The sequence below is a fragment of the Streptomyces sp. WZ.A104 genome, assembly GCF_002382885.1.
Taxonomy (GTDB): domain Bacteria; phylum Actinomycetota; class Actinomycetes; order Streptomycetales; family Streptomycetaceae; genus Streptomyces.
Genome location: NZ_NWVL01000062.1, coordinates 1 through 19,705, shown reverse-complemented (window position 1 = coordinate 19,705; position 19,705 = coordinate 1). Strand labels below are relative to the sequence as shown.

The window sequence follows — 19,705 nt, the reverse complement described above, 5'->3', positions numbered from 1 at the left end:
TGGCGGGGGCGCACGGCAATGCGTCGGCGACAGCTTCGCCCGTACCGAGATCGCTCTCGCGCTTGCTTCCATGGCCGCGCGGTGGCGGCCCGAACTGTGTCCGGGACCGGATTCGGCCGTCCCGGCATGTCATCCTCACGCCCCGGGCCCCGGCCATGCGCCTGCACCGCCCCGGCGAAAGGCGGCGAAAGGCCACGGCGACAGGCCACAGCGACAGGCGTGAGTGCCGTGAACGTGCCACTGGGACGTACGGGGCGTCCGGCCTACGCGCTGTGCACGATCTGGATCAGGTTGCCGCAGGTGTCGTCCAGCACGGCCGTGGTGACAGGGCCCATCGTCAGCGGCTCCTGGGTGAAGTGCACGCCGAGCGTGCGCAGCCGGTCGAACTCCGCCTGTACGTCGTCCACGGCGAAGGAGGCGGCCGGGATGCCGTCCTCGACCAGTGCGCTCTTGTACGGCTTCACGGCGGGGTGCTTGTCGGGCTCCAGCAGCAGTTCGGGGCCGTCGGGGTGCTCCGGCGAGACCACGGTCAGCCAGCGGTCCTCGCCGCCCAACGGGACGTCGTGCTTCTTCTCGAAGCCCAGGACGTCCGTGTAGAAGCGCAGGGCCTTTTCCTGGCCGTCGACGAAGACGCTGGTCAGGTGGATCTTCATGGGGTGTCCTCCGGCGCTCGGGGCCTGAGCCATCGGCTGACGATGTGCTCCAGGGGTTCGGTGTTCAGATCGTGGAACTTGTAGCGGCCCTGGCGTCGCGTGAGGACCAGGCCCGCCGTTTCCAGGACGGCCAGGTGCTGGCTGATCGCCTGGCGGGACAGCCCCAGGCCGTGTTTGGTCACCAGCCGCGTGCATATCTCGAACAGGGTCTGGCCGTTCCGCTCCACCAGCTCGTCGAGGATGCGCCGGCGTGTGGGGTCGGCCAGCGCCTTGAAGACATCTTCCGCCATGACCATCACGATAGGCAAGTATCGACTTGCCTATCAACTCGGGGCGTCCGATCGCCGCAGCGGCGACCGTCCGTCCTGCCGGTCGGTCGCCCCGGTGGTGGGAGCCGCCTGGGTGGTGTCGGCGGCCCGAGCGGTGTCGGTCGCCTCGGCCGGGTCGGCGAGGACCGGGAAGCGGCGCGGGGCGAGGGTGATCAGGGCGAGCAGGGCCAGGGCAGCCGCCCCCGCCGCGCCGAGGTAGACGTGGTCCACCGCCGCGTCCACCGCCCGGCGCAGGTAGTCCGTCGCGACCGCCGAGAGGGCGCCCGGGTCCTCCAGGGTGCGGGCGACCGCGTCCAGGTCGTCGGGGAGGCCGGGGGCCGGGGCGTCGAGGAGGCGGGCGGCGAGGACGCCGTTGGCGACGGCCCCGAAGAGCGCCGCGCCGACGCTCTGGCCGACCTGGCGGCAGAAGAGCACGGACGCCGTCGTCGTACCGCGCTCCGACCAGCCGACCGTCGACTGCACACCCACGATCAGAGGGAGCTGGAACAGGCCCAGAGCCGCGCCCAGGAGCAGCATGATCAGTGCGGGCTGCCAGGGTTCGCCGGGGTAGGGGAGCAGCGGGAAGGCCAGCAGGATCAGCAGGGCGGCGCTCATGCCGGTGATCGCGGTCAGCCGGAAGCCGATGCGGTTGTAGACCCGGTCGGACAGCGCCGCCGAGACCGGCCAGCTCAGGGTCATCACGGAGAGCACGAAACCGGCGGCTATCGGGCCGAGGCCGAGCACCGACTGCGCGTACGTGGGCAGGAAGACGGTCGGCGCGACCATCAGCAGGCCCATCGCGCCCAGTGCCAGGTTGACCGAGGCGATGGTGCGCCGCCGCCAGACCCAGCCCGGGATGATCGGCTCCGCCGCCCGCCGCTCGATGACCACGGTCAGTGCGGCCAGCACCGCGCTCGCCCCGAACAGGCCGAGTGAGGGTGCGGAGAGCCACGGCCAGGCCACCCCGCCCTGCACGAGCGCGGTGAGCAGCAGGGAACCCGTAGCGAAGACTGCGAGCGCGCCCGCCCAGTCGACGCGCGGGCGGGCGGCGGGGCGGGGGCGGGACGGTTCGTGGAGGTGGCGGACGATCAGCCAGAGGGCGATCGCCCCGACGGGGAGGTTGATCAGGAAGATCCACCGCCAGTCCGCATACCCGGCGAGCAGCCCGCCGACCACCGGTCCGGCGACCGCTGAGGTGGCCCAGACCGTGGACAGCTTGGCCTGGATACGGGGCCGCTCCTTGAGGGGGTAGAGGTCAGCGGCGATCGTCTGCACGGTGCCCTGGAGCGCGCCGCCGCCGAGCCCCTGGACGATACGGAACGCGATGAGCGCGGCCATGTTCCACGCGGCGGCGCAGAGCAGCGAGCCGACCAGGAACAGGATGATCCCGGTGATCAGGACCGGCTTGCGGCCGAAGGTGTCGGAGAGCTTCCCGTAGAGGGGGAGTGTGACGGTGACGGCGAGGAGATAGCCGGAGAAGAGCCAGGAGAAGACGGTGAAGCCGCCGAGGTCGCCGACGATCTGGGGGACGGCGGTGGACACGATCGTCCCGTCGATCGCGGCCAGCGCCATGCCGAGCATGAGCGCCGCCACGACGGGGCGGCGGCCCCGGGGAGTGGTGAGGGAGGGGGCGGGAGCGGGAGCGTCGGGCGGCCCGCCCGGTGCTCCGCGGCTGGCGCCCGGGGCGACCGGGGCTCCTGGGCCACTGGCTTCCGGCGCGCTTCTGGTGCTGGTGCTGGTGCTGGTGCTGGTGCTGGTGCTGGTGCTGGTGCGGTCGGTGCTGCCTGTGACTTCCGTGCCGCTGGTGCCGTCGGTGTTGTGTGTGGCTTCCGTGCCGCCGGTGCCGTCCGCGCTGCCTGTGGCTCCTCTGCCGCTCACCAATTTTCCTTCCCCCTGCACGTATTTCCCGTGGCACTGTCTCATCCGGGGTGCGGGAGGGGGAGCCTTTGCCGTGAGACGGATGACGGACAGACGCCCCCGGGCGGCGAGCCGGACAACCCTGGGCGGCGAGTCGGCGTTCCAGGGGGGAGCAGGGGGTGACGACGGTCGTACGGAGGAAGGCGGCCACCGTGCTCGGCGGCCAGGACGCCGAGCACGGTGGCGGCGACGGTCGGCTCCGCTTGCGGGTCGGCGGCGGACGTTTTGGCTCCGGTTGATGGGCGGCCCCGTCGCCCGGAACCATGCCCCTGACCTCGTCTCCACCCAGGGGGCGAGGCCCCCTAGGGGGCACCCCCTCATAGTGGCCAGGGCCCCTTCCTCCCGGCGGAGGACGTGGTGGGCGGGGGTGCTTCCTTAGCCTGTTCTTACGTCGCGCTTGCGGCGTACCGCAGGGGGGCGGGTGGGGAAAACCCCACCTCAAGACTGCGCTGGGCACCATCGTGCCGGAACCCCTCCTGAACCCAGACTTGGGCTGTACCCAAAAACGTCCAGTCATCGACTGACATAGGAGATATACCGTGACAACGGCTGTGACCATTCCCAGGCACGGGGGCACTGGAGGGCGTACGGCCGTCGCGGCGCGAGCGCGGCAGGTCGTGAAGGCGTACGGCACCGGGGAGACCCGGGTCGTCGCGCTCGACCATGTGGACGTGGACATAGCCCGCGGGCAGTTCACGGCGATCATGGGACCGTCCGGCTCCGGCAAGTCCACCCTGATGCACTGCCTGGCCGGGCTCGACACGGTCACGTCGGGCGAGATCTTCCTCGACGAGACCGAGATCACGGGGCTCAAGGACAAGAAGCTCACCCAACTCCGGCGCGACCGGATCGGGTTCATCTTCCAGGCCTTCAACCTGCTCCCGACGCTCAACGCGATCGAGAACATCACGCTGCCGATGGACATCGCGGGCCGCAAGCCGGACGCCGCCTGGCTCCAGCAGGTCGTGGAGACCGTCGGGCTCGCCGAGCGGCTCAAGCACCGTCCCACCCAGCTCTCCGGCGGTCAGCAGCAGCGCGTCGCGGTCGCCCGGGCGCTCGCCGCCCGGCCGGAGATCATCTTCGGTGACGAGCCCACCGGAAACCTGGACTCCCGGGCCGGTGCCGAAGTCCTGTCCTTCCTCCGCAAGTCGGTCGACGAGCTGGGCCAGACCATCGTCATGGTCACCCACGACCCCGTCGCCGCCTCCTACGCGGACCGGGTGCTCTACCTCGCCGACGGCTCCATCGTCGATGAGATGTACAACCCGACCGCGGACCAGGTCCTCGACCGTATGAAGCACTTCGACGCACGTGGGCGGACGTCATGACTGTCTGGAAGACCTCGATGCGCAACTTCTTCGCGCACAAGGGCCGGATGGCTCTCTCGGCGGTGGCGGTGCTGCTGTCGGTGGCGTTCGTCTGCGGCACGCTCGTGTTCACCGACACGATGAACACCACCTTCGACAAGCTCTTCGCCGTCTCCTCGCCCGACGTCACCGTCAGCCCGAAGGAGGCCGGCGAGAACGACGAGCAGCCCGCCGACGGCAAGCCCGCCTCGCTGCCCGCCTCCGTGATCCAGCAGGTCGAGAAGGCCGAAGGGGTCGAGCGCGCCGAGGGCGCCGCCTTCTCCATGGCGGTCACCGTCGTCAACAGCGAGAACAAGAACATGGGCTCCGAGACCGGAGCCCCCACCATCGCGAGCAACTGGACCCGGAACGACCTGCGTTCGATGGAGATCACCTCCGGACACGCGCCCCGCGGTCCCACCGAGGTGATGGTCGACGCCGACACCGCGAAGAAGCACAAGCTCAAGATCGGCGACGAGCTGCGCACCATCGCCGTCACCGGTGACATCAAGGCGAAGATCAGCGGCATCGCGTCCTTCACCGTCACCAACCCGGGCGCGGCCGTCGTCTACCTCGACACCGCCACCGCCCAGAAGCACCTGCTGGGCGCCCCCGACGTCTTCACCCAGATCCTGGTGACCGCGAAGAGCGGCGTCAGCGACATCCAGCTCAAGAAGAACGTGGCCGCCGCCCTCGACGGCTCCGCCGCGTACAAGCTCCAGACCCAGCAGGAGGCCGCCGACGCCAACAAGGACTCCATGGGAGCCTTCCTGGACGTCATGAAGTACGCGATGCTCGGCTTCGCCGGAATCGCCTTCCTCGTCGGCATCTTCCTCATCGTCAACACCTTCTCGATGCTGGTCGCCCAGCGGACCCGCGAGATCGGCCTGATGCGGGCCATCGGCTCCAGCCGCAAGCAGGTCAACCGGTCCGTCCTCCTGGAGGCCGTCCTCCTCGGCATCGTCGGCTCCGTCCTCGGTGTCGTCGCCGGCATCGGACTCGCCGTCGGGCTGATGAAGCTGATGGGCGCCGTGGGCATGGAGCTGTCCACCAGGGACCTCACCGTCGCCTGGACGACCCCCGTGATCGGCCTGGCGCTCGGCGTCGTCGTCACCGTCCTCGCCGCGTACATCCCGGCGCGCCGGGCCGGCAAGGTCTCCCCGATGGCCGCCCTGCGCGACGCCGGGACCCCCGCCGACGGCCGTTCCGGCCGGGTCAGGGCCGGTATCGGTCTGGTCCTCACGGCGGCAGGCGGTGCGGCCCTCTGGGCGACCACGCAGGCCGACAAGGCCACCGAGGGCTCGATGTTCCTGGCCCTGGGCGTGCTGCTGACCCTGATCGGCTTCATCGTGATCGGCCCGCTGCTGGCCGGTGTGGTGGTGCGGGCCCTCAGCGTCGTCGTCCTGCGGCTCTTCGGCCCGGTCGGCCGGCTCGCCGAGCGCAACGCGCTGCGCAACCCCAGGCGTACGGGAGCGACCGGCGCCGCCCTGATGATCGGGCTCGCCCTGGTGGCCTGTCTGTCCGTCGTCGGGTCCTCCATGGTGGCCTCGGCCACCGAGGAGCTCGACAAGTCGGTCGGCGCGGACTTCATCGTCCAGGACAGCGGCGCCGGGCGGCCGATCGTGCCCCAGGCCGCCGACGCCGTGCGGGCCGTGCCGGGCCTGGAGCACATGACCGACTACACCTTCGTCAAGGCCAAGATCACCGCGCCCAACGGCAAGACGGAGGACGAGGGCGTCGTGGCCGCCGACCCGACGTATCAGAAGGACGTCCGCCGCACGGCCGTCTCCGGCGACCTCGCGAAGGCGTACGGCAAGAACGCCATGTCCGTCGGCGACGAGTACGCCGAGCGGCACGGGGTGAAGGTCGGCGACACCCTCACCGTCGCCTTCGATGCGGGCCGGACGGCGAAGCTGAAGGTCGCGGCCATCACCTCCGACGACACCAACATCGACCGCGGTGCGATGTACACCAACCTCACCACGGCCGCCTCCCACATCCCCGCCGACCGGATGCCGCAGAACGTGGTGATGTTCGGCAAGGCGGAGGAGGGCAAGGAGAAGGAGGCGTACGCGGCCCTCAAGAGCGCGCTCGCCGAATACCCCGTCTACAAGGTGCAGAACCAGGCCGACTTCAAGGAACAGCTGAAGGACCAGATCGGCCAGCTGCTGAACATCGTGTACGGACTGCTCGCCCTCGCGATCATCGTCGCCGTGCTCGGTGTGGTGAACACCCTCGCCCTGTCCGTCGTCGAGCGGACCCGGGAGATCGGCCTGATGCGCGCCATCGGGCTCTCCCGTCGCCAGCTGCGCCGGATGATCCGGCTGGAGTCCGTCGTCATCGCCCTCTTCGGCGCCCTGCTCGGACTGGGCCTCGGGATGGGCTGGGGCACCGCGGCACAGAAGCTGCTGGCTCTGGAGGGCCTCGAAGTCCTGGAGATCCCGTGGCCGACGATCCTCACGGTCTTCGCCTGCTCGGCGCTCGTCGGACTGTTCGCCGCTCTCGTCCCGGCCTTCCGGGCGGGCCGGATGAACGTCCTGAACGCGATCGCCACGGACGGCTGAGGGGGCGCACGGACACTTGGGATGACTCCTACGGGGTCACCGTAGGATGACGGGCAGGCCCCGGGACGTTCCTCCAACGTCCCGGGGCCGATCCTGTTCTTCCGGGTTCGCCTCGGGCTGATCCTGTTCTCCCAGGCCTGTCCTCGGGTCGATCCTGCTCTTCCGGGCCTGTCCCGGGGCGGGCCCGCTGCCCGTGGCAGGCCCGGGCTCTCCGTGGCAGGCCCGGGCTCCCCGTGGCAGGCACGGGGTCTCCTGGAAGGCCTGGGGTCTCCGGGAAGGCCCGGGGCTCCGGGAAGTGGTCTCCCCGCCGGTTGCGGGAGCGGCTGTCACCCCCGGGCCGTAGGCTGGAACCCCCGGCCCGTTCCCGGGGTGTCCGGCGGATCAGAGCCGGTCACCCTCCACGTGTCGGGCCCTTCGCGTTGCCCCCTGGCAGCAGCCGGCTGCCAGCAACCTCTTGATCACCCGGACGGAAACCCCATGAGTCTGCACGGTCTGCTGGATGTCGTCGTTACGGACCCGGCGCTCGCCGAGGCGGTGAAGGCCGCCGAGGACGGGCACCGGATGCACGTCGACCTGGTGGGTCCGCCCGGTGCGCGCCCGTTCGCCGTCGCCGCGCTGGCCCGGCAGACCGGCCGTACGGTGCTGGCCGTGACCGCGACGGGCCGGGAGGCCGAGGACCTGGCCGCCGCGCTGCGCACGCTGCTGCCGCCGGACACGGTGGCGGAGTTCCCGTCCTGGGAGACCCTGCCGCACGAGCGGCTCTCGCCCCGCTCGGACACCGTGGGCCGCCGCCTCGCCGTGCTGCGGCGCCTGGCCCACCCGCGCGAGGACGACCCGGAGACCGGCCCGGTCTCCGTGGTCGTCGCGCCGATCCGGTCCGTGCTCCAGCCGCAGGTCAAGGGGCTCGGCGAGCTGGAGCCGGTGAGCCTGAGCAGCGGGCAGAGCGCGGACCTGGGGGAGGTGGTGGACGCGCTGGCGGCCGCCGCGTACGCCCGGGTCGAACTGGTCGAGAAGCGGGGCGAGTTCGCCGTGCGCGGCGGGATTCTTGACGTCTTCCCGCCGACCGAGGAGCACCCGCTTCGGGTGGAGTTCTGGGGCGATGACGTCGAGGAGATCCGCTACTTCAAGATCGCCGACCAGCGGTCCCTGGAGGTCGCCGCACACGGGCTGTGGGCGCCGCCCTGCCGTGAGCTGCTGCTGACCGACGAGGTGCGGGAGCGGGCGGCGGCGCTGGCCGAGGCGCACCCGGAGCTGGGCGAGCTGCTCGGCAAGATCGCGGAGGGCATCGCGGTCGAGGGCATGGAGTCGCTGGCCCCGGTGCTGGTCGACGACATGGAGCTGCTGCTCGACGTGCTGCCGAAGGACGCGATGGCGCTGGTCTGCGACCCGGAGCGGGTGCGTACTCGGGCCGCCGACCTGGTCGCCACCAGCCAGGAGTTCCTCCAGGCGTCGTGGGCGGCGAGCGCGGGCGGCGGCGAGGCCCCGATCGACGTGGGCGCGGCCTCGCTGTGGGGCATCGCGGACGTCCGGGACCGGGCCCGCGAGCTGGGCATGATGTGGTGGTCCATCTCGCCCTTCGCCGCCGACGCCGCCGACCACGACGACGACACCCTCCAGCTCTCCATGCACGCCCCCGAGGCGTACCGGGGCGACACCGCCCGCGCGCTCGCCGACACCAAGGGCTGGCTGGCCGACGGCTGGCGCACGGTGTACGTGACGGAGGGCCAGGGCCTCGCCTCCCGTACGGTCGAGGTGCTGAGCGGGGAGGGCATCGCTGCCCGTCTGACCCCGGACCTCACCGAGGTCGCCCCCTCCCTCGTGCACGTCTCCTGCGGGGCCATCGACCAGGGCTTCGTCGACCCGGTGCTCAAGGTCGCCGTGCTCACCGAGACGGACCTGACCGGCCAGCGCACCGCCACCAAGGACCTGGGCCGGATGCCGGCCCGCCGCCGGAAGACGATCGACCCGCTGACCCTGGAGGTCGGCGACTACATCGTCCACGAGCAGCACGGCGTCGGCCGGTACGTGGAGATGGTGCAGCGTACGGTCCAGGGCGCGACCCGCGAGTATCTGCTCGTCGAGTACGCCCCCGCCAAGCGCGGTCAGCCCGGCGACCGTCTCTACATCCCGACCGACCAGCTGGAGCAGGTCACCAAGTACGTCGGCGGCGAGGCCCCGACCCTGCACCGGCTCGGCGGCGCGGACTGGACGAAGACGAAGCAGCGGGCGAAGAAGGCGGTCAAGGAGATCGCCGCCGACCTCATCAAGCTCTACTCCGCCCGGATGGCCGCCCCCGGCCACGCCTTCGGCGCGGACACGCCCTGGCAGCGCGAGCTGGAGGACGCCTTCCCGTACGCGGAGACGCCCGACCAGCTCTCCACGATCGCCGAGGTCAAGGAGGACATGGAGAAGACGGTCCCGATGGATCGCCTGATCTGCGGCGACGTCGGCTACGGCAAGACGGAGATCGCGGTCCGCGCGGCGTTCAAGGCGGTCCAGGACGGCAAGCAGGTCGCGGTCCTGGTCCCCACGACCCTCCTCGTCCAGCAGCACTACGGCACGTTCACCGAGCGCTACTCCCAATTCCCGGTCAACGTGCGGGCGCTGAGCCGATTCCAGTCCGAAACGGAGTCCAAGGCGACGCTCGAAGGGCTCAAGGACGGCGCGGTCGACCTGGTCATCGGCACCCACCGCCTGTTCTCCTCCGAGACGAAGTTCAAGGACCTCGGTCTGGTCATCGTGGACGAGGAGCAGCGCTTCGGCGTCGAGCACAAGGAGCAGTTGAAGAAGCTCCGCGCCAACGTCGACGTCCTCACCATGTCCGCTACGCCCATCCCCCGTACGCTCGAAATGGCGGTCACCGGCATCCGCGAGATGTCCACGATCACCACCCCGCCGGAGGAGCGCCACCCCGTCCTCACCTTCGTCGGCCCGTACGAGGAGAAGCAGATCGGCGCGTCCATCCGCCGTGAACTCCTGCGGGAGGGCCAGGTCTTCTACATCCACAACCGGGTCGAGTCCATCGACCGGGCCGCTGCCCGCCTGCGCGAGATCGTCCCCGAGGCCAGGATCGCCACGGCCCACGGCCAGATGTCGGAAGCGGCCCTGGAACAGGTGGTGGTGGACTTCTGGGAGAAGAAGTTCGACGTCCTGGTCTCCACGACGATCGTCGAGTCCGGCATCGACATCTCCAACGCCAACACCCTGATCGTCGAGCGCGGCGACAACTTCGGCCTCTCCCAGCTGCACCAGCTGCGCGGCCGGGTGGGCCGAGGCCGCGACCGCGGCTACGCCTATTTCCTGTATCCCCCGGAGAAGCCCCTCACCGAGACCGCCCACGAGCGCCTCGCCACGATCGCGCAGCACACGGAGATGGGCGCGGGCATGTACGTGGCGATGAAGGACCTGGAGATCCGGGGCGCGGGCAATCTCCTGGGCGGCGAGCAGTCCGGCCACATCGCGGGCGTCGGCTTCGACCTGTACGTACGCATGGTCGGCGAGGCCGTCGCCGACTACCGGGCCCAGATGGAGGGCGGCGTCGAGGAGGAGCCCCCGCTGGAGGTCAAGATCGAGCTCCCGGTCGACGCGCACGTCCCGCACGACTACGCCCCCGGCGAGCGCCTCCGCCTCCAGGCCTACCGTGCGATCGCCTCGGCCTCCTCGGAGGACGACATCCGCGCGGTCCGCGAGGAGTTGACCGACCGCTACGGCCCCCTGCCCGAACCGGTCGAGAACCTCCTCCTGGTCGCAGGCCTGCGCATGCTGGCCCGCGCCTGCGGAGTCGGCGAGATCGTCCTCCAGGGCCCCAACATCCGCTTCGCCCCGGTGGAACTCCGCGAGTCCCAGGAACTCCGCCTCAAGCGCCTGCACCCCAAGTCGGTCATCAAGCCGGCCGCCCACCAGATCCTGGTCCCGCGCCCGACGACGGGCAAGATCGGCGGCAAGCCGGTCATCGGCCGCGAACTGCTGGCGTGGACGGGGGAGTTCCTGACGACGATCCTGGGGTCGTAGGTCCGGGCTCCAGACCCCATCGGGCCTTGCCGGACCGGTCCGGCAAGGCCCGAGGCGCTCGGTGCGGCCCGCGAGGGCGCCGAGGGCAGCTTGAACGCGGCCCGGACCGTCTCGCCCACGACGTGGTGGTCGATGCCGAAGTCCGCGGCGAGTTCACTGACGAGGAACAGGCCGCGCCCTGAGCAGCTGTCGTCCTCCGGCTGCGGTACGAGATCAGGATCGGATGACGGCGCACGGATCAGGGTCGGCTGGCGGTGCACGGGTGGCACGCCCACGCTCCTGGCCTCGCTCGGCTACCCAGCCCCGGCTCAGCGTGGACCGAGTCTCGGCCCGCGTCGCGACGCCGGATCGGTACCGCCTGCTCCGCCTCCCCGGAGACCTGCCGGTCCTGCGCACCCTGCGGGTGGTGTTCAGCGACCACGACCGGCCCGTCGAAGCCACGGTGATGATCAAGGCGGGGCATCTGTACGAGTGCACCCCGGAATCCGGCTGAACCCACGGCGCGGAGCCGCCGCCCGGCCGGGGCCAGTCATGAACGCGTCCACGGCGGGGCAGACGCCCATAGGATTCTCCGCGTCCGGTTTCTCCCCGCCAGGCCCGTCAGGCCCGTCAGGATGGCTCCACGTGATAGCTCCCCGTACGTACCGAACAGCGGCCCTGCCCGCCCTCAGTGCCCTCGTCGTGCTCGCCCTGGCCGGGTGCAACCCCGGCGACCTCGCGGCCGAGGAGGGCAGCGGCGGGGCGCAGTCCGCCGAGGGCTTCGGCGCCAGCCCGCTGGACAACCCCGACGGTACGAAGCCGGGCCTGGCCCCCCTCACCACCGACGCGGACCGGGCCGCCGCGCGCAAGGTCATCGAGAAGGTGGCCACCAAGGGGCGAGGCCCGAAGACCGGGTACGAGCGGAAGAAGTTCGGCTCCGCCTGGAAGGACGGGATCGACGGCATCCCGCTCGCCCGGAACGGCTGCGACACCCGTAACGACCTGCTAGCCCGGGACGGCAAGGACATCGAGCACCGGTCGGGCTCCGACTGCGTCGTCGTCTCGATGAAGCTCAAGGACCCCTACACCGGCCGGAGCATCGACTGGCGCAAGCAGCAGGCGACCGCGGTGCAGATAGACCATGTGATGCCGCTGTCCTACAACTGGCAGATGGGCGCCGCCCGCTGGAACGACACCAAGCGGGAGCAGATCGCCAACGACCCGCTCAACCTCCTCCCGGTGGACGGCCCGGCCAACAACGCCAAGCGCGACTCCGGCCCCGCCTCCTGGCTGCCGCCGTACAAGCCGGTCCGCTGCTCGTACGCGGTGCGGTTCGCCCAGGTCTCGCTGAAGTACGAACTCCCCGTCACTGCGGCGGACAAGGAGGCCATGCTCGCCCAGTGCGGGGGCTGAGCCGTCCGCGGCCTTCGTCCGGCGGGGTCACGGCCCCGTGGCCCGTGGCCCCGCCGGAATCACTCCTAGGCCTTGCCGCCGCAGATCACGTCGTACGGCCTGCCCATCGCCATCATCAGCTGCATGGGTTCCGTCGTCGCCGCGGGGCACTCCTCCTTCTCCTTGACCAGGGCGAGGACCTTGAAGGCGTCCGACCCGGCCGAGGCGCAGGCGATCTCCTTGGCGGTCGACGTCACGCAGTCGCCCTCCACCAACTGGCCGCCACCGGCGCCCGCGTCGCCGGGATGGTCCCCGGACAGGTTCCGGCCGCAGACAGTGTTGGTGGGGATGCCGCCGGCCTTCTTGTCGTCGCCGGAGCCGAAGACCCGGGAGACCTGAATGATCAGGTCCGTTCCGGCCGGGCACTGGATGGCGTTGGGCATGATGCTCGCGGGCTTGATCTCCAGCGCCTTGAACGTCGCTCCGGACTCGTCGCAGTCGAAGGCGCGGTAGCCGTCCGGCTTGTTGTCGGGGTCCGGACCTCCGCAGTCGCCGACCTCCCACGAACCGCCCTTGCCGTCCGAGGCGGAAGAGGACGAGGACGACGAGGACGACGAGGAGTCGTCGCCGAAGACCTTGGACGCGCCGTATGCCAGTCCGAGGATCACCGCGAGTACCACCAGGCTCTGCAGGCACCCGGCAGCTCTCCGGGGGCGGGGCGGTGTACTGCCTGGCTGGGTCATGGTGCTGCTCCTCGTCGGGTGACGCACGGGTACGAAGTCACGGGTGGGGACGCGGCATGTGCACCTCACGGTTCCGGTCGGCCGGGCGGGCCGTGCCCGCGGCCGGGCGCCGACGGCACGGAAAGTCGCTGGTCGGGCGGGTGACGGCCTTCTAAGGTCGGCATCATGGAGCTGAACATCACCACGCTTGCCGAGCGCCCCGAACTCGCCGCCGCCCTGGACCGGATGCCGGACACCTGGCCGGAGTTCGTGCTGGAGGACATCGTCGGCTGGGCCAACTTCCCGCGGATCGCCGTCGAGTTCCCGCAGTACGTTCTGGTCGCCACCGACCAGGAGGGCGCGGTGGTCGCCCGTGCCTACAGCGTCCCCTTCGCCCTGGACGCTCCCGGGCGCGGGGAGCTGCCCGTCGGCGGCTGGGACCGGATGCTGCTGTGGGCGTTCTCGGACCTGCGGCGCGGGCGGACCCCCGACACCGTCGGCGCGATCGAGATCACGGTGGCCACCGGCCGTCAGGGGCGGGGCATATCGGGGCGCATGCTCGCGGCTGTGCGGGCCAACGCGGAGCGGCTCGGCTTCCGGGAGGTCGTCGCCCCGGTCCGGCCGAGCGGCAAGCATCTGCGGGCCGCACTGCCGATGGAGGAGTACGTCCGGCGCACCCGGCCCGAGGACGGGCTGCCCGAGGACCCGTGGCTGCGGGTCCATGTCCGGGCGGGCGGGGTGGTGGACTCGGTCGCGCCGGTGTCGATGACGGTGAGCGGCTCCCTCGCGCAGTGGCGGGAGTGGACCGGTCTCCCGTTCGACACGGACGGGCCGGTGGAGGTGCCGGGGGCGCTGGTCCCGGTGCACTGCGCGCTCGCGCACGGGTACGCGGTGTACACCGAGCCCAACGTCTGGGTGCGCCACCGGGTGTGAGGGCGGGGCCCTTCACCGCTCCGGGCCGCTCCGGGCCCTGGGTGCGTTGATCACGGGCGTTGTTGACGCTGGTCGGGCTTGATCACGGCGAAGGGTCATCAGCAGGGCTCTTGTCCCCGCAGCAGGGTTGGACCGTGAGAAGACTTGAATCAGCCAGTGACGCTGGTGGGTGCCGTCGTGGTGTCGCGGTGCATGATGTGGCCGGTGGCGGTGAACGCCTCATTGCCGACCAGCGCGCCGGTCCGGGTCTCGGTGACGACGAATCCCTCACTGGCGTAGAGCGCCTCGGCGGCTGGGTTGCCGTCGAGCACGGTGACTTCAACCCTCGGGCCGGCAGCGGCAAGTGCGTGGCGCAGCAGTGCCCTGCCGATCCCCTGTCGGTAGCGCTGCGGGTCGACGTACAGCCAGGTGACCTCGTCGTCATCGAGCGCGACGAAAGCGGCTACGCTCCCGTCGGCCTCCGCCACCCACAACCGGCCGTCGAACAGCCCCTCCTGCTCAGCGGTCTGCGCGAGCGTCAGGAATGCCTCGACACCGACGGAATCGCGCAACTCGTCAAGGCGCGCGGCATCGTGAATTCGCGCGATCGCGTCCCAGTCATCGTTGGCGTAAGGTCGAATCTCGATCTTCACGGGCGGCATGCCCTCAATCCTCGCGGTCCACCCACAGTCGGCGCAACGTGTTTACGCCGCTACCGCGGCACGCGGCGGGTCGGGGCGGGAGGACCGTCGCAGATCCCAAACGCTGAACTGCCGCGTAGCGCGCGGCGCATCGCTGAGCCGCCCCTGCGCCCAGCCGCCGGTCGACTGCCGGGCGCGCCGGATACCGCAGGCATCCGGCGCACCAGCCCGGACGGATCACGTCACGGCCCCGACGCTTATCCAGACCTCAGGACGCCGAGGTCGGTATTCACGGTCAGAGCCCCTACGGCCTCATGGTCCGCCGGACACTGCCTGGCCCTCCAGGTCGACCTGAGCCTTAGCCCTCCAGGTCGACCATGTCCTTCGCGGCGGGCTTCTTCGCCACGACCGGCACGTCGAAGTCGGAGAGGTTCATCGTCATCGGTTCCTCGCCGCCCTTGGACGTGACGCGCAGGAGATACGGCTCGCCCTCGGCGGCGACGTCGAAGGTGAACGTCTCCTTGCCGTCCTTCTCCGTGAGGCGCAGGGCCGGCTTGCCCGTCACCTCCGAGGGGCCCACCTTGCGAGCGGCGTTGTCGGTCGCCTCGAACTCCTTCAGGATGGCCTTCAGATCGCAGAACTCGGTCGCTTCCTCGGCGTCCGGGTCCGAGGCCTTCGACTCCATCCAGCGGCCCGCTATCAGCTTGACCGCCGCGTCGATGTCGGCCTTCGGCTCGCCCTTCCCCTGTTCGCGCAGAAGGGCCTCGTCGAGCTTCGTGTAGACCCTGTCGCCGGTCCTGATGACCTCCATCGTGCCCGTACCGCCCATGCTCATGGTCCCCGTGCAGTCGCCGCCCAGGCTTGTGGCGAAGTCGGCCTTGATCCGGCCGTCGGAGGTGGTCATGTCGAGGCCGATCCGCAGGGACTTCACCTTGCTCGTGGCCGTGAGGGCCTTGTTGGCGACCTCCGGCCCCGACTGGTTCGCGAACGGCCCGGTCTCCTCGGGCCCGGAGCCCGCGCCGCATGCGGCGAGGCCGAACAGCGACAGCGCGCAGACGGTGTTGACGGAAATGCGGGTGATGAGACGCATGGTCAGGGCTCCGGGGAGAGGGGCGCGGGGCGCCGAACAGGGTGAGCGGAAGTGGCCCGGTGAGGACGGGTCAATAACAACAGAAGCTGTGAACCGAGTCAACACGATTCGTGAGTGACAGGTTGGGTAATGGTCCTTGTGGGTGTGGTGCGGGAGAGTCGCTATGCTCGCGGGCAGGCAGTGCGCGGACGTACTACGTGGACAGACCAGGGAGAGAGCCAGTGCCGGAGAACTCGACCGAGGTCACCGCGGCCGGGATCGCGCGGCTCGCGGGGGTGGGGCGTGCCGCCGTCAGTAACTGGCGCCGCCGTCACGCCGATTTCCCCCAGCCCGTCGGTGGCACCGGCGCCAGTCCGTCCTTCTCGCTGCCCGAGGTCGAGCAGTGGCTGCGCGACCAGGGGAAACTTGCTGAGGTCCCCCTCCGTGAGCGGGTCTGGCAGCAGGCGGCCGGACACCCGGCGGGGGCCGTCGAGGCACTGATCCACACCGGCTGCGCCCTGCTGCTCGTCCGTGACCGGCCCACCGCCTGGCTGGAGCTCACCGCCGCCCCCGACGAGCGGATGGCCGCCCTCCTGCCGCACGCCCTGGAGCACGTCCTCGCGGACCGCCTCGGCCCGGCCGCTCCGGAGCCCGAGGCCGACCGTGCTGTGCACACTGACCGTGCTGTGCATACCGACCGTGTTGTTCACACAGACCGTGTTGTTCACACAGGCCGTGCTGTTCAGATCCCCACCGCGAGTGCCCTCCTGCCGTCCGTGCCGCTCCTGCGCGCGGCCGCCGAACTGGCCGCCGGGATCGGGGCGGGGCAGGTCTTCGAGTTCCTGCTCGGGCGCCAGCTCGACGCCAACCCCCGTCAGTACACGCTGACTCCGCCGCATCTCGCCGCGCTGATGGCCGCCCTGGCCACCCCCGCGAAGGAACCGGGGCGGGCTCCCGGCGGCAGGCAGTCCGTCCGTACGGTCCTCGACCCGGCTGCCGGGACCGGCGCCCTGCTCCGCGCGGTCGACGGCCCCGCGGCCTTGTACGCCCAGGAGGCCGACCCCGCCCTCGCCGCCCTGACCGCGCTGCGCCTGGTGCTGTACGGCGACGGTCCCGGGGGGGACGCCCCTGCCCGGGTCGTGCGCACCGGCGACACCCTGCGCGCCGACGCGTTTCCCGGGCTCGCCGCCGACACGGTGCTCTGCCACCCGCCCTTCAACGAACGCAACTGGGGCCACGACGAACTGGCCTACGACCCGCGCTGGGAGTACGGCTTCCCCGCCCGCACCGAGTCCGAACTCGCCTGGGTCCAGCACGCCCTGGCTCGCCTGCGCGACGGCGGCACCGCCGTCCTGCTGATGCCGCCCGCCGCCGCCTCCCGGCGCTCCGGCCGCCGCATCCGCGCCGATCTCCTGCGCCGGGGAGCCCTCCGCGCGGTGATCGCCCTCCCGGCCGGGGCGGCGCCCCCGTACGGCATTCCGCTCCACCTCTGGGTCCTGCGCAGGCCGGAGGCCGACGTCCGGGCCGGTGCGGACCTGCTCCTGGTCGACACCGCCGACCCCGCGGGCTCCGCCGCTGACCCGGGCGCCGGGCCCGGCAAGGCGGTGGGCGGCGGTGGGCGCGACCGGCTCGACTGGCCCGCCGTGCACACCGCCGTGCTCGACGCCTGGCGCGACCGGGCGGACCTTCCGGGCGTCAGCCGCGTCGTGCCCGTGGTCGCCCTCCTCGACGACGATGTGGACCTGACCCCGGCCCGCCATCTGCCACGGCCCGCGCCCGGCGGCGGCGCGTCCGGACTCGGAGAGGTACGGGAGCAGCTCGCCGAGACGCTCCGGCTGACCGCGCGCCTCACTCCACCGCCCGCCGAGCCCTCGGCCCCCGCCCGCCGCCCCCTGACCACCGTCGGCGAACTCGCCCGCGCCGGGGCGCTGTCGCTGCGCACCGGCAATGCCTTCCCGGGCGGCGGCGGGGGGCCCGTCCTCACCGAGCACGACGTCCTCACCGGAACCCCGGCCGCCCCCGCCGGAACCGGAACCGTCGCCCCCGCAACGCCCTGCGCCCCCGCAACGCCCTCCGCCCCCGACGAACCCGTCCTGCTCGAACCCGGTGACGTCGTCGTGCCCGTGCTCGGCGGCGGGGCCGTCGTCCGGGTCGTCGACGAGGCCGACGCGGGTGCAGCCCTGGGCCGCAACCTCCAGCTGCTGCGGCCCGATCCGGCCGCCCTCGACCCGTGGTTCCTCGCCGGGTTCCTGCGCGGCACCGCCAACAACCGGCAGGCCAGCAGCTATGCCTCCACCGCCGCCCGGCTGGACGCCCGACGCCTCCAGCTGCCCCGGCTGCCGCTGGCCGAACAGCAGCGGTACGGGCAGCAGTTCCGCGCCCTGGCCGCCTTCGAGGACGCACTGCGGACGGCGGGGCGGCTCGGCGGGCTGCTGGTCCAGGGGATGTACGACGGCCTGACGGACGGCACGGTCGCGCCGGGCTGAGGCCCGGCGCAGCTCGTGCCCGCGGCGCTCGTGTACACCGCCCGTGTACACCGCCCGTGCGCGGCGCTGGCGCACACAGCTCGTGCACACGCTCGTGCACACCGCTCGTGCACAACGGTTGGGTACATCCGGGGACGGCCCGTCGGTGTCGGTGTATACGCTCACTGCACACGTCCGACATACGCCCCCAGGAGCAGCACATGCACGGCTACGGCTATCCGCCGCAGCAGCCGCCGACGCCCCGGCCGTCCTCGGGGACGCTCGTCGCGGTGCGCGTGATCCTTGTCGTCGTGACCGTCCTGAGCTGCGGTCTGCTGGGCTGGGCGGCGATGCTGCGGCTCGCGATCGTCACCCGCAGGCCGCGCGACTGGGTTCTGCTGGCGGTCGTGGTCGTCCTCAACGCCGGGCTGTTCGCCTTCATCATGGCCACCCCGGACGACCCCGACGAGATGACGGACGCCCAGGCGCTGATCCTTTTCTTCTGGCTCGTCGGCGTGCTGGCCGGAGTTGTCGCCTACTACCTGTACGCGGAAATCCGCCACTACAGCACTCCGCAGCCCTACAGCGGCCCCGTGCAGCCCGTGCAGCCCGTGCAATCCGTGTCGCCCGTGCACCCCGTGCCACCCGCGTACCAGCAGCCCAACCCGTACACCGTCCAGGCCCCACCGCCCGCCCCCGCGCCCCGGCGCCTCGACCAGGTGCGGGCCGAGCTGGACGAGCTGAGCGACTACCTCCGCAAGGAGGGCGAGGGCCGGTGAGCGGGCGGATCATCGCCGACCGGTACGAGCTCGCGACCATCCTCGGCCAGGGCGGCATGGGCCAGGTGTGGACGGCGTACGACCGGCGGCTGGACCGCCGCGTCGCCGTGAAGCTGCTGCGCCCCGACCGGGTCGCCGGGCCCACCGGCAGCGACGCGGCCGACGAACTGCGCCGCCGGTTCGTCCGCGAGTGCCGGGTCACCGCGCAGGTCGACCACCCGGGCCTGGTCACCGTGCACGACGCGGGCAGCGACAGCGAGGACCTCTACCTCGTCATGCAGTACGTCGAGGGCGCCGACCTCGCCGACCACCTGGCCGAACAGGACCCGTACCCCTGGCCCTGGGCCGTCGCGGTCGCCGCCCAGCTCTGTGCCGTCCTCTGCGCGGTGCACGCCGTGCCGATCGTCCACCGCGACCTCAAGCCCCGGAACGTGATGGTCCGCCCCGACGGCACCGTCACCGTGCTCGACCTCGGTGTCGCGTCCGTCCTCGACACGGACACCACCCGCCTCACGCACACCGGTTCACCGATCGGCTCCCCGGCCTATATGGCCCCCGAGCAGGCGATGGGCGGCGCGGTCGGCCCGTACACCGACCTGTACGCACTGGGAGTGCTGCTGCACGAACTGCTCAGCGGCGACGTGCCGTTCGCCGGGTCCACCGCGCTCGGTGTCCTGCACCGCCACCTCTACGAACCGCCGGTCCCGGTCCGCCGCGCCCGCCCCGAGATCCCCGCCGCGCTGGAGGCGCTCGTGCTGCGGCTGCTCGCCAAGGACCCGCAGGCCCGGCCCGCCTCCGCGCAGGAGGTGTACGAGGAGCTGGCCCCGCTGCTGCCGAAGCACGGGGCTCCCGCCGGGCCGCTCGACCCGACCCGCCCGTTCCTGCGGCCGCACGCCCCGTGGCCGGACCGGGCCGCCGCGGCGGCTGCCGTGGCGCCCGCTGCCGCC

General features: G+C 71.6%; 14 protein-coding genes and 2 pseudogenes. 10 read left to right on the top strand and 6 right to left on the bottom strand.

Annotated elements, in window-relative coordinates:
• Positions 1-13: 13 nt before the first annotated feature.
• A pseudogene (locus CIB93_RS37280) lies at positions 14-223 on the top strand (hypothetical protein); the annotation flags it as partial.
• 40 nt (positions 224-263) lie between these two features.
• Here CIB93_RS37280 and CIB93_RS27650 read toward each other — a convergent pair.
• From CIB93_RS27650 to CIB93_RS27640, 3 genes are read right to left on the bottom strand one after another with little or no spacing between them, the layout of a single operon-like run.
• A complete protein-coding gene (locus CIB93_RS27650) occupies positions 264-653 on the bottom strand; it encodes a VOC family protein (protein ID WP_096630767.1) in 390 nt (129 codons plus the stop codon).
• The gene (locus tag CIB93_RS27645) at positions 650-943 is read right to left on the bottom strand and encodes a helix-turn-helix transcriptional regulator (protein ID WP_096630804.1); all 294 of its coding nucleotides are present in this window, start codon (positions 941-943) and stop codon (positions 650-652) included. The genes CIB93_RS27650 and CIB93_RS27645 overlap by 4 nt, the downstream gene beginning before the upstream one ends.
• A 33-nt stretch (positions 944-976) precedes the next feature.
• Positions 977-2,542 (bottom strand): MFS transporter, encoded by a 1,566-nt coding sequence (locus CIB93_RS27640; protein ID WP_257002410.1) that lies wholly within the window; start codon positions 2,540-2,542, stop codon positions 977-979.
• An 875-nt stretch (positions 2,543-3,417) separates the two neighbouring features.
• On the opposite strand from CIB93_RS27640, the gene CIB93_RS27635 reads away from it, so the two are divergent.
• The 5 genes and pseudogenes from CIB93_RS27635 to CIB93_RS27615 all read left to right on the top strand — a co-directional run bounded on the left by CIB93_RS27635 (position 3,418) and on the right by CIB93_RS27615 (position 12,191).
• The gene (locus CIB93_RS27635) at positions 3,418-4,206 is read left to right on the top strand and encodes an ABC transporter ATP-binding protein (protein WP_096630763.1); all 789 of its coding nucleotides are present in this window, start codon (positions 3,418-3,420) and stop codon (positions 4,204-4,206) included.
• Positions 4,203-6,788 carry an ABC transporter permease gene (locus CIB93_RS27630; protein ID WP_096630762.1) on the top strand — a complete coding sequence of 862 codons (2,586 nt, stop codon included), beginning with the start codon at positions 4,203-4,205 and terminating at the stop codon, positions 6,786-6,788. The genes CIB93_RS27635 and CIB93_RS27630 overlap by 4 nt, the downstream gene beginning before the upstream one ends.
• A 477-nt stretch (positions 6,789-7,265) precedes the next feature.
• Positions 7,266-10,799 carry a transcription-repair coupling factor gene (gene mfd / locus CIB93_RS27625; RefSeq protein WP_096630760.1) on the top strand — a complete coding sequence of 1,178 codons (3,534 nt, stop codon included), beginning with the start codon at positions 7,266-7,268 and terminating at the stop codon, positions 10,797-10,799.
• Positions 10,800-11,051: 252 nt separating this feature from the next.
• Positions 11,052-11,292, top strand: a pseudogene (locus tag CIB93_RS27620) (UTRA domain-containing protein); the annotation flags it as partial.
• A gap of 131 nt (positions 11,293-11,423) precedes the next feature.
• Entirely contained in the window at positions 11,424-12,191 is a 768-nt protein-coding gene (locus CIB93_RS27615; RefSeq protein WP_096630758.1) for an HNH endonuclease family protein, read from the top strand.
• A gap of 65 nt (positions 12,192-12,256) precedes the next feature.
• On the opposite strand, the gene CIB93_RS27610 is transcribed toward CIB93_RS27615, so the two are convergent.
• Positions 12,257-12,913: a hypothetical protein gene (locus CIB93_RS27610; protein ID WP_096630756.1), complete on the bottom strand. Its 657-nt coding sequence runs from the start codon at positions 12,911-12,913 to the stop codon at positions 12,257-12,259.
• Between the two features lie 165 nt (positions 12,914-13,078).
• On the opposite strand from CIB93_RS27610, the gene CIB93_RS27605 reads away from it, so the two are divergent.
• A complete protein-coding gene (locus CIB93_RS27605; RefSeq protein ID WP_096630754.1) occupies positions 13,079-13,825 on the top strand; it encodes an N-acetyltransferase in 747 nt (248 codons plus the stop codon).
• A 149-nt stretch (positions 13,826-13,974) separates the two neighbouring features.
• Here the strand turns inward: CIB93_RS27605 and CIB93_RS27600 are convergent, their stop codons facing one another.
• Together CIB93_RS27600 and CIB93_RS27595 are read right to left on the bottom strand one after the other, a co-directional pair.
• On the bottom strand, positions 13,975-14,466 hold the full coding sequence (locus CIB93_RS27600) for a GNAT family N-acetyltransferase (protein WP_096630752.1): 492 nt from the start codon (positions 14,464-14,466) through the stop codon (positions 13,975-13,977).
• A gap of 337 nt (positions 14,467-14,803) precedes the next feature.
• Positions 14,804-15,535: a hypothetical protein gene (locus CIB93_RS27595; RefSeq protein WP_096630751.1), complete on the bottom strand. Its 732-nt coding sequence runs from the start codon at positions 15,533-15,535 to the stop codon at positions 14,804-14,806.
• A 221-nt stretch (positions 15,536-15,756) separates the two neighbouring features.
• Here CIB93_RS27595 and CIB93_RS27590 point away from each other — a divergent pair, with 221 nt between their 5' ends.
• The 3 genes from CIB93_RS27590 to CIB93_RS27580 form a co-directional block, all read left to right on the top strand.
• On the top strand, positions 15,757-18,000 hold the full coding sequence (locus CIB93_RS27590) for an N-6 DNA methylase (RefSeq protein WP_096630749.1): 2,244 nt from the start codon (positions 15,757-15,759) through the stop codon (positions 17,998-18,000).
• Between the two features lie 200 nt (positions 18,001-18,200).
• Positions 18,201-18,758, top strand: a complete 558-nt coding sequence (locus CIB93_RS27585; RefSeq protein WP_096630747.1) for a hypothetical protein — start codon at positions 18,201-18,203, stop codon at positions 18,756-18,758.
• On the top strand, positions 18,755-19,705 hold a 951-nt coding region (locus tag CIB93_RS27580; protein ID WP_143660096.1), incomplete at its 3' end, for a serine/threonine-protein kinase. The genes CIB93_RS27585 and CIB93_RS27580, both read left to right, overlap by 4 nt.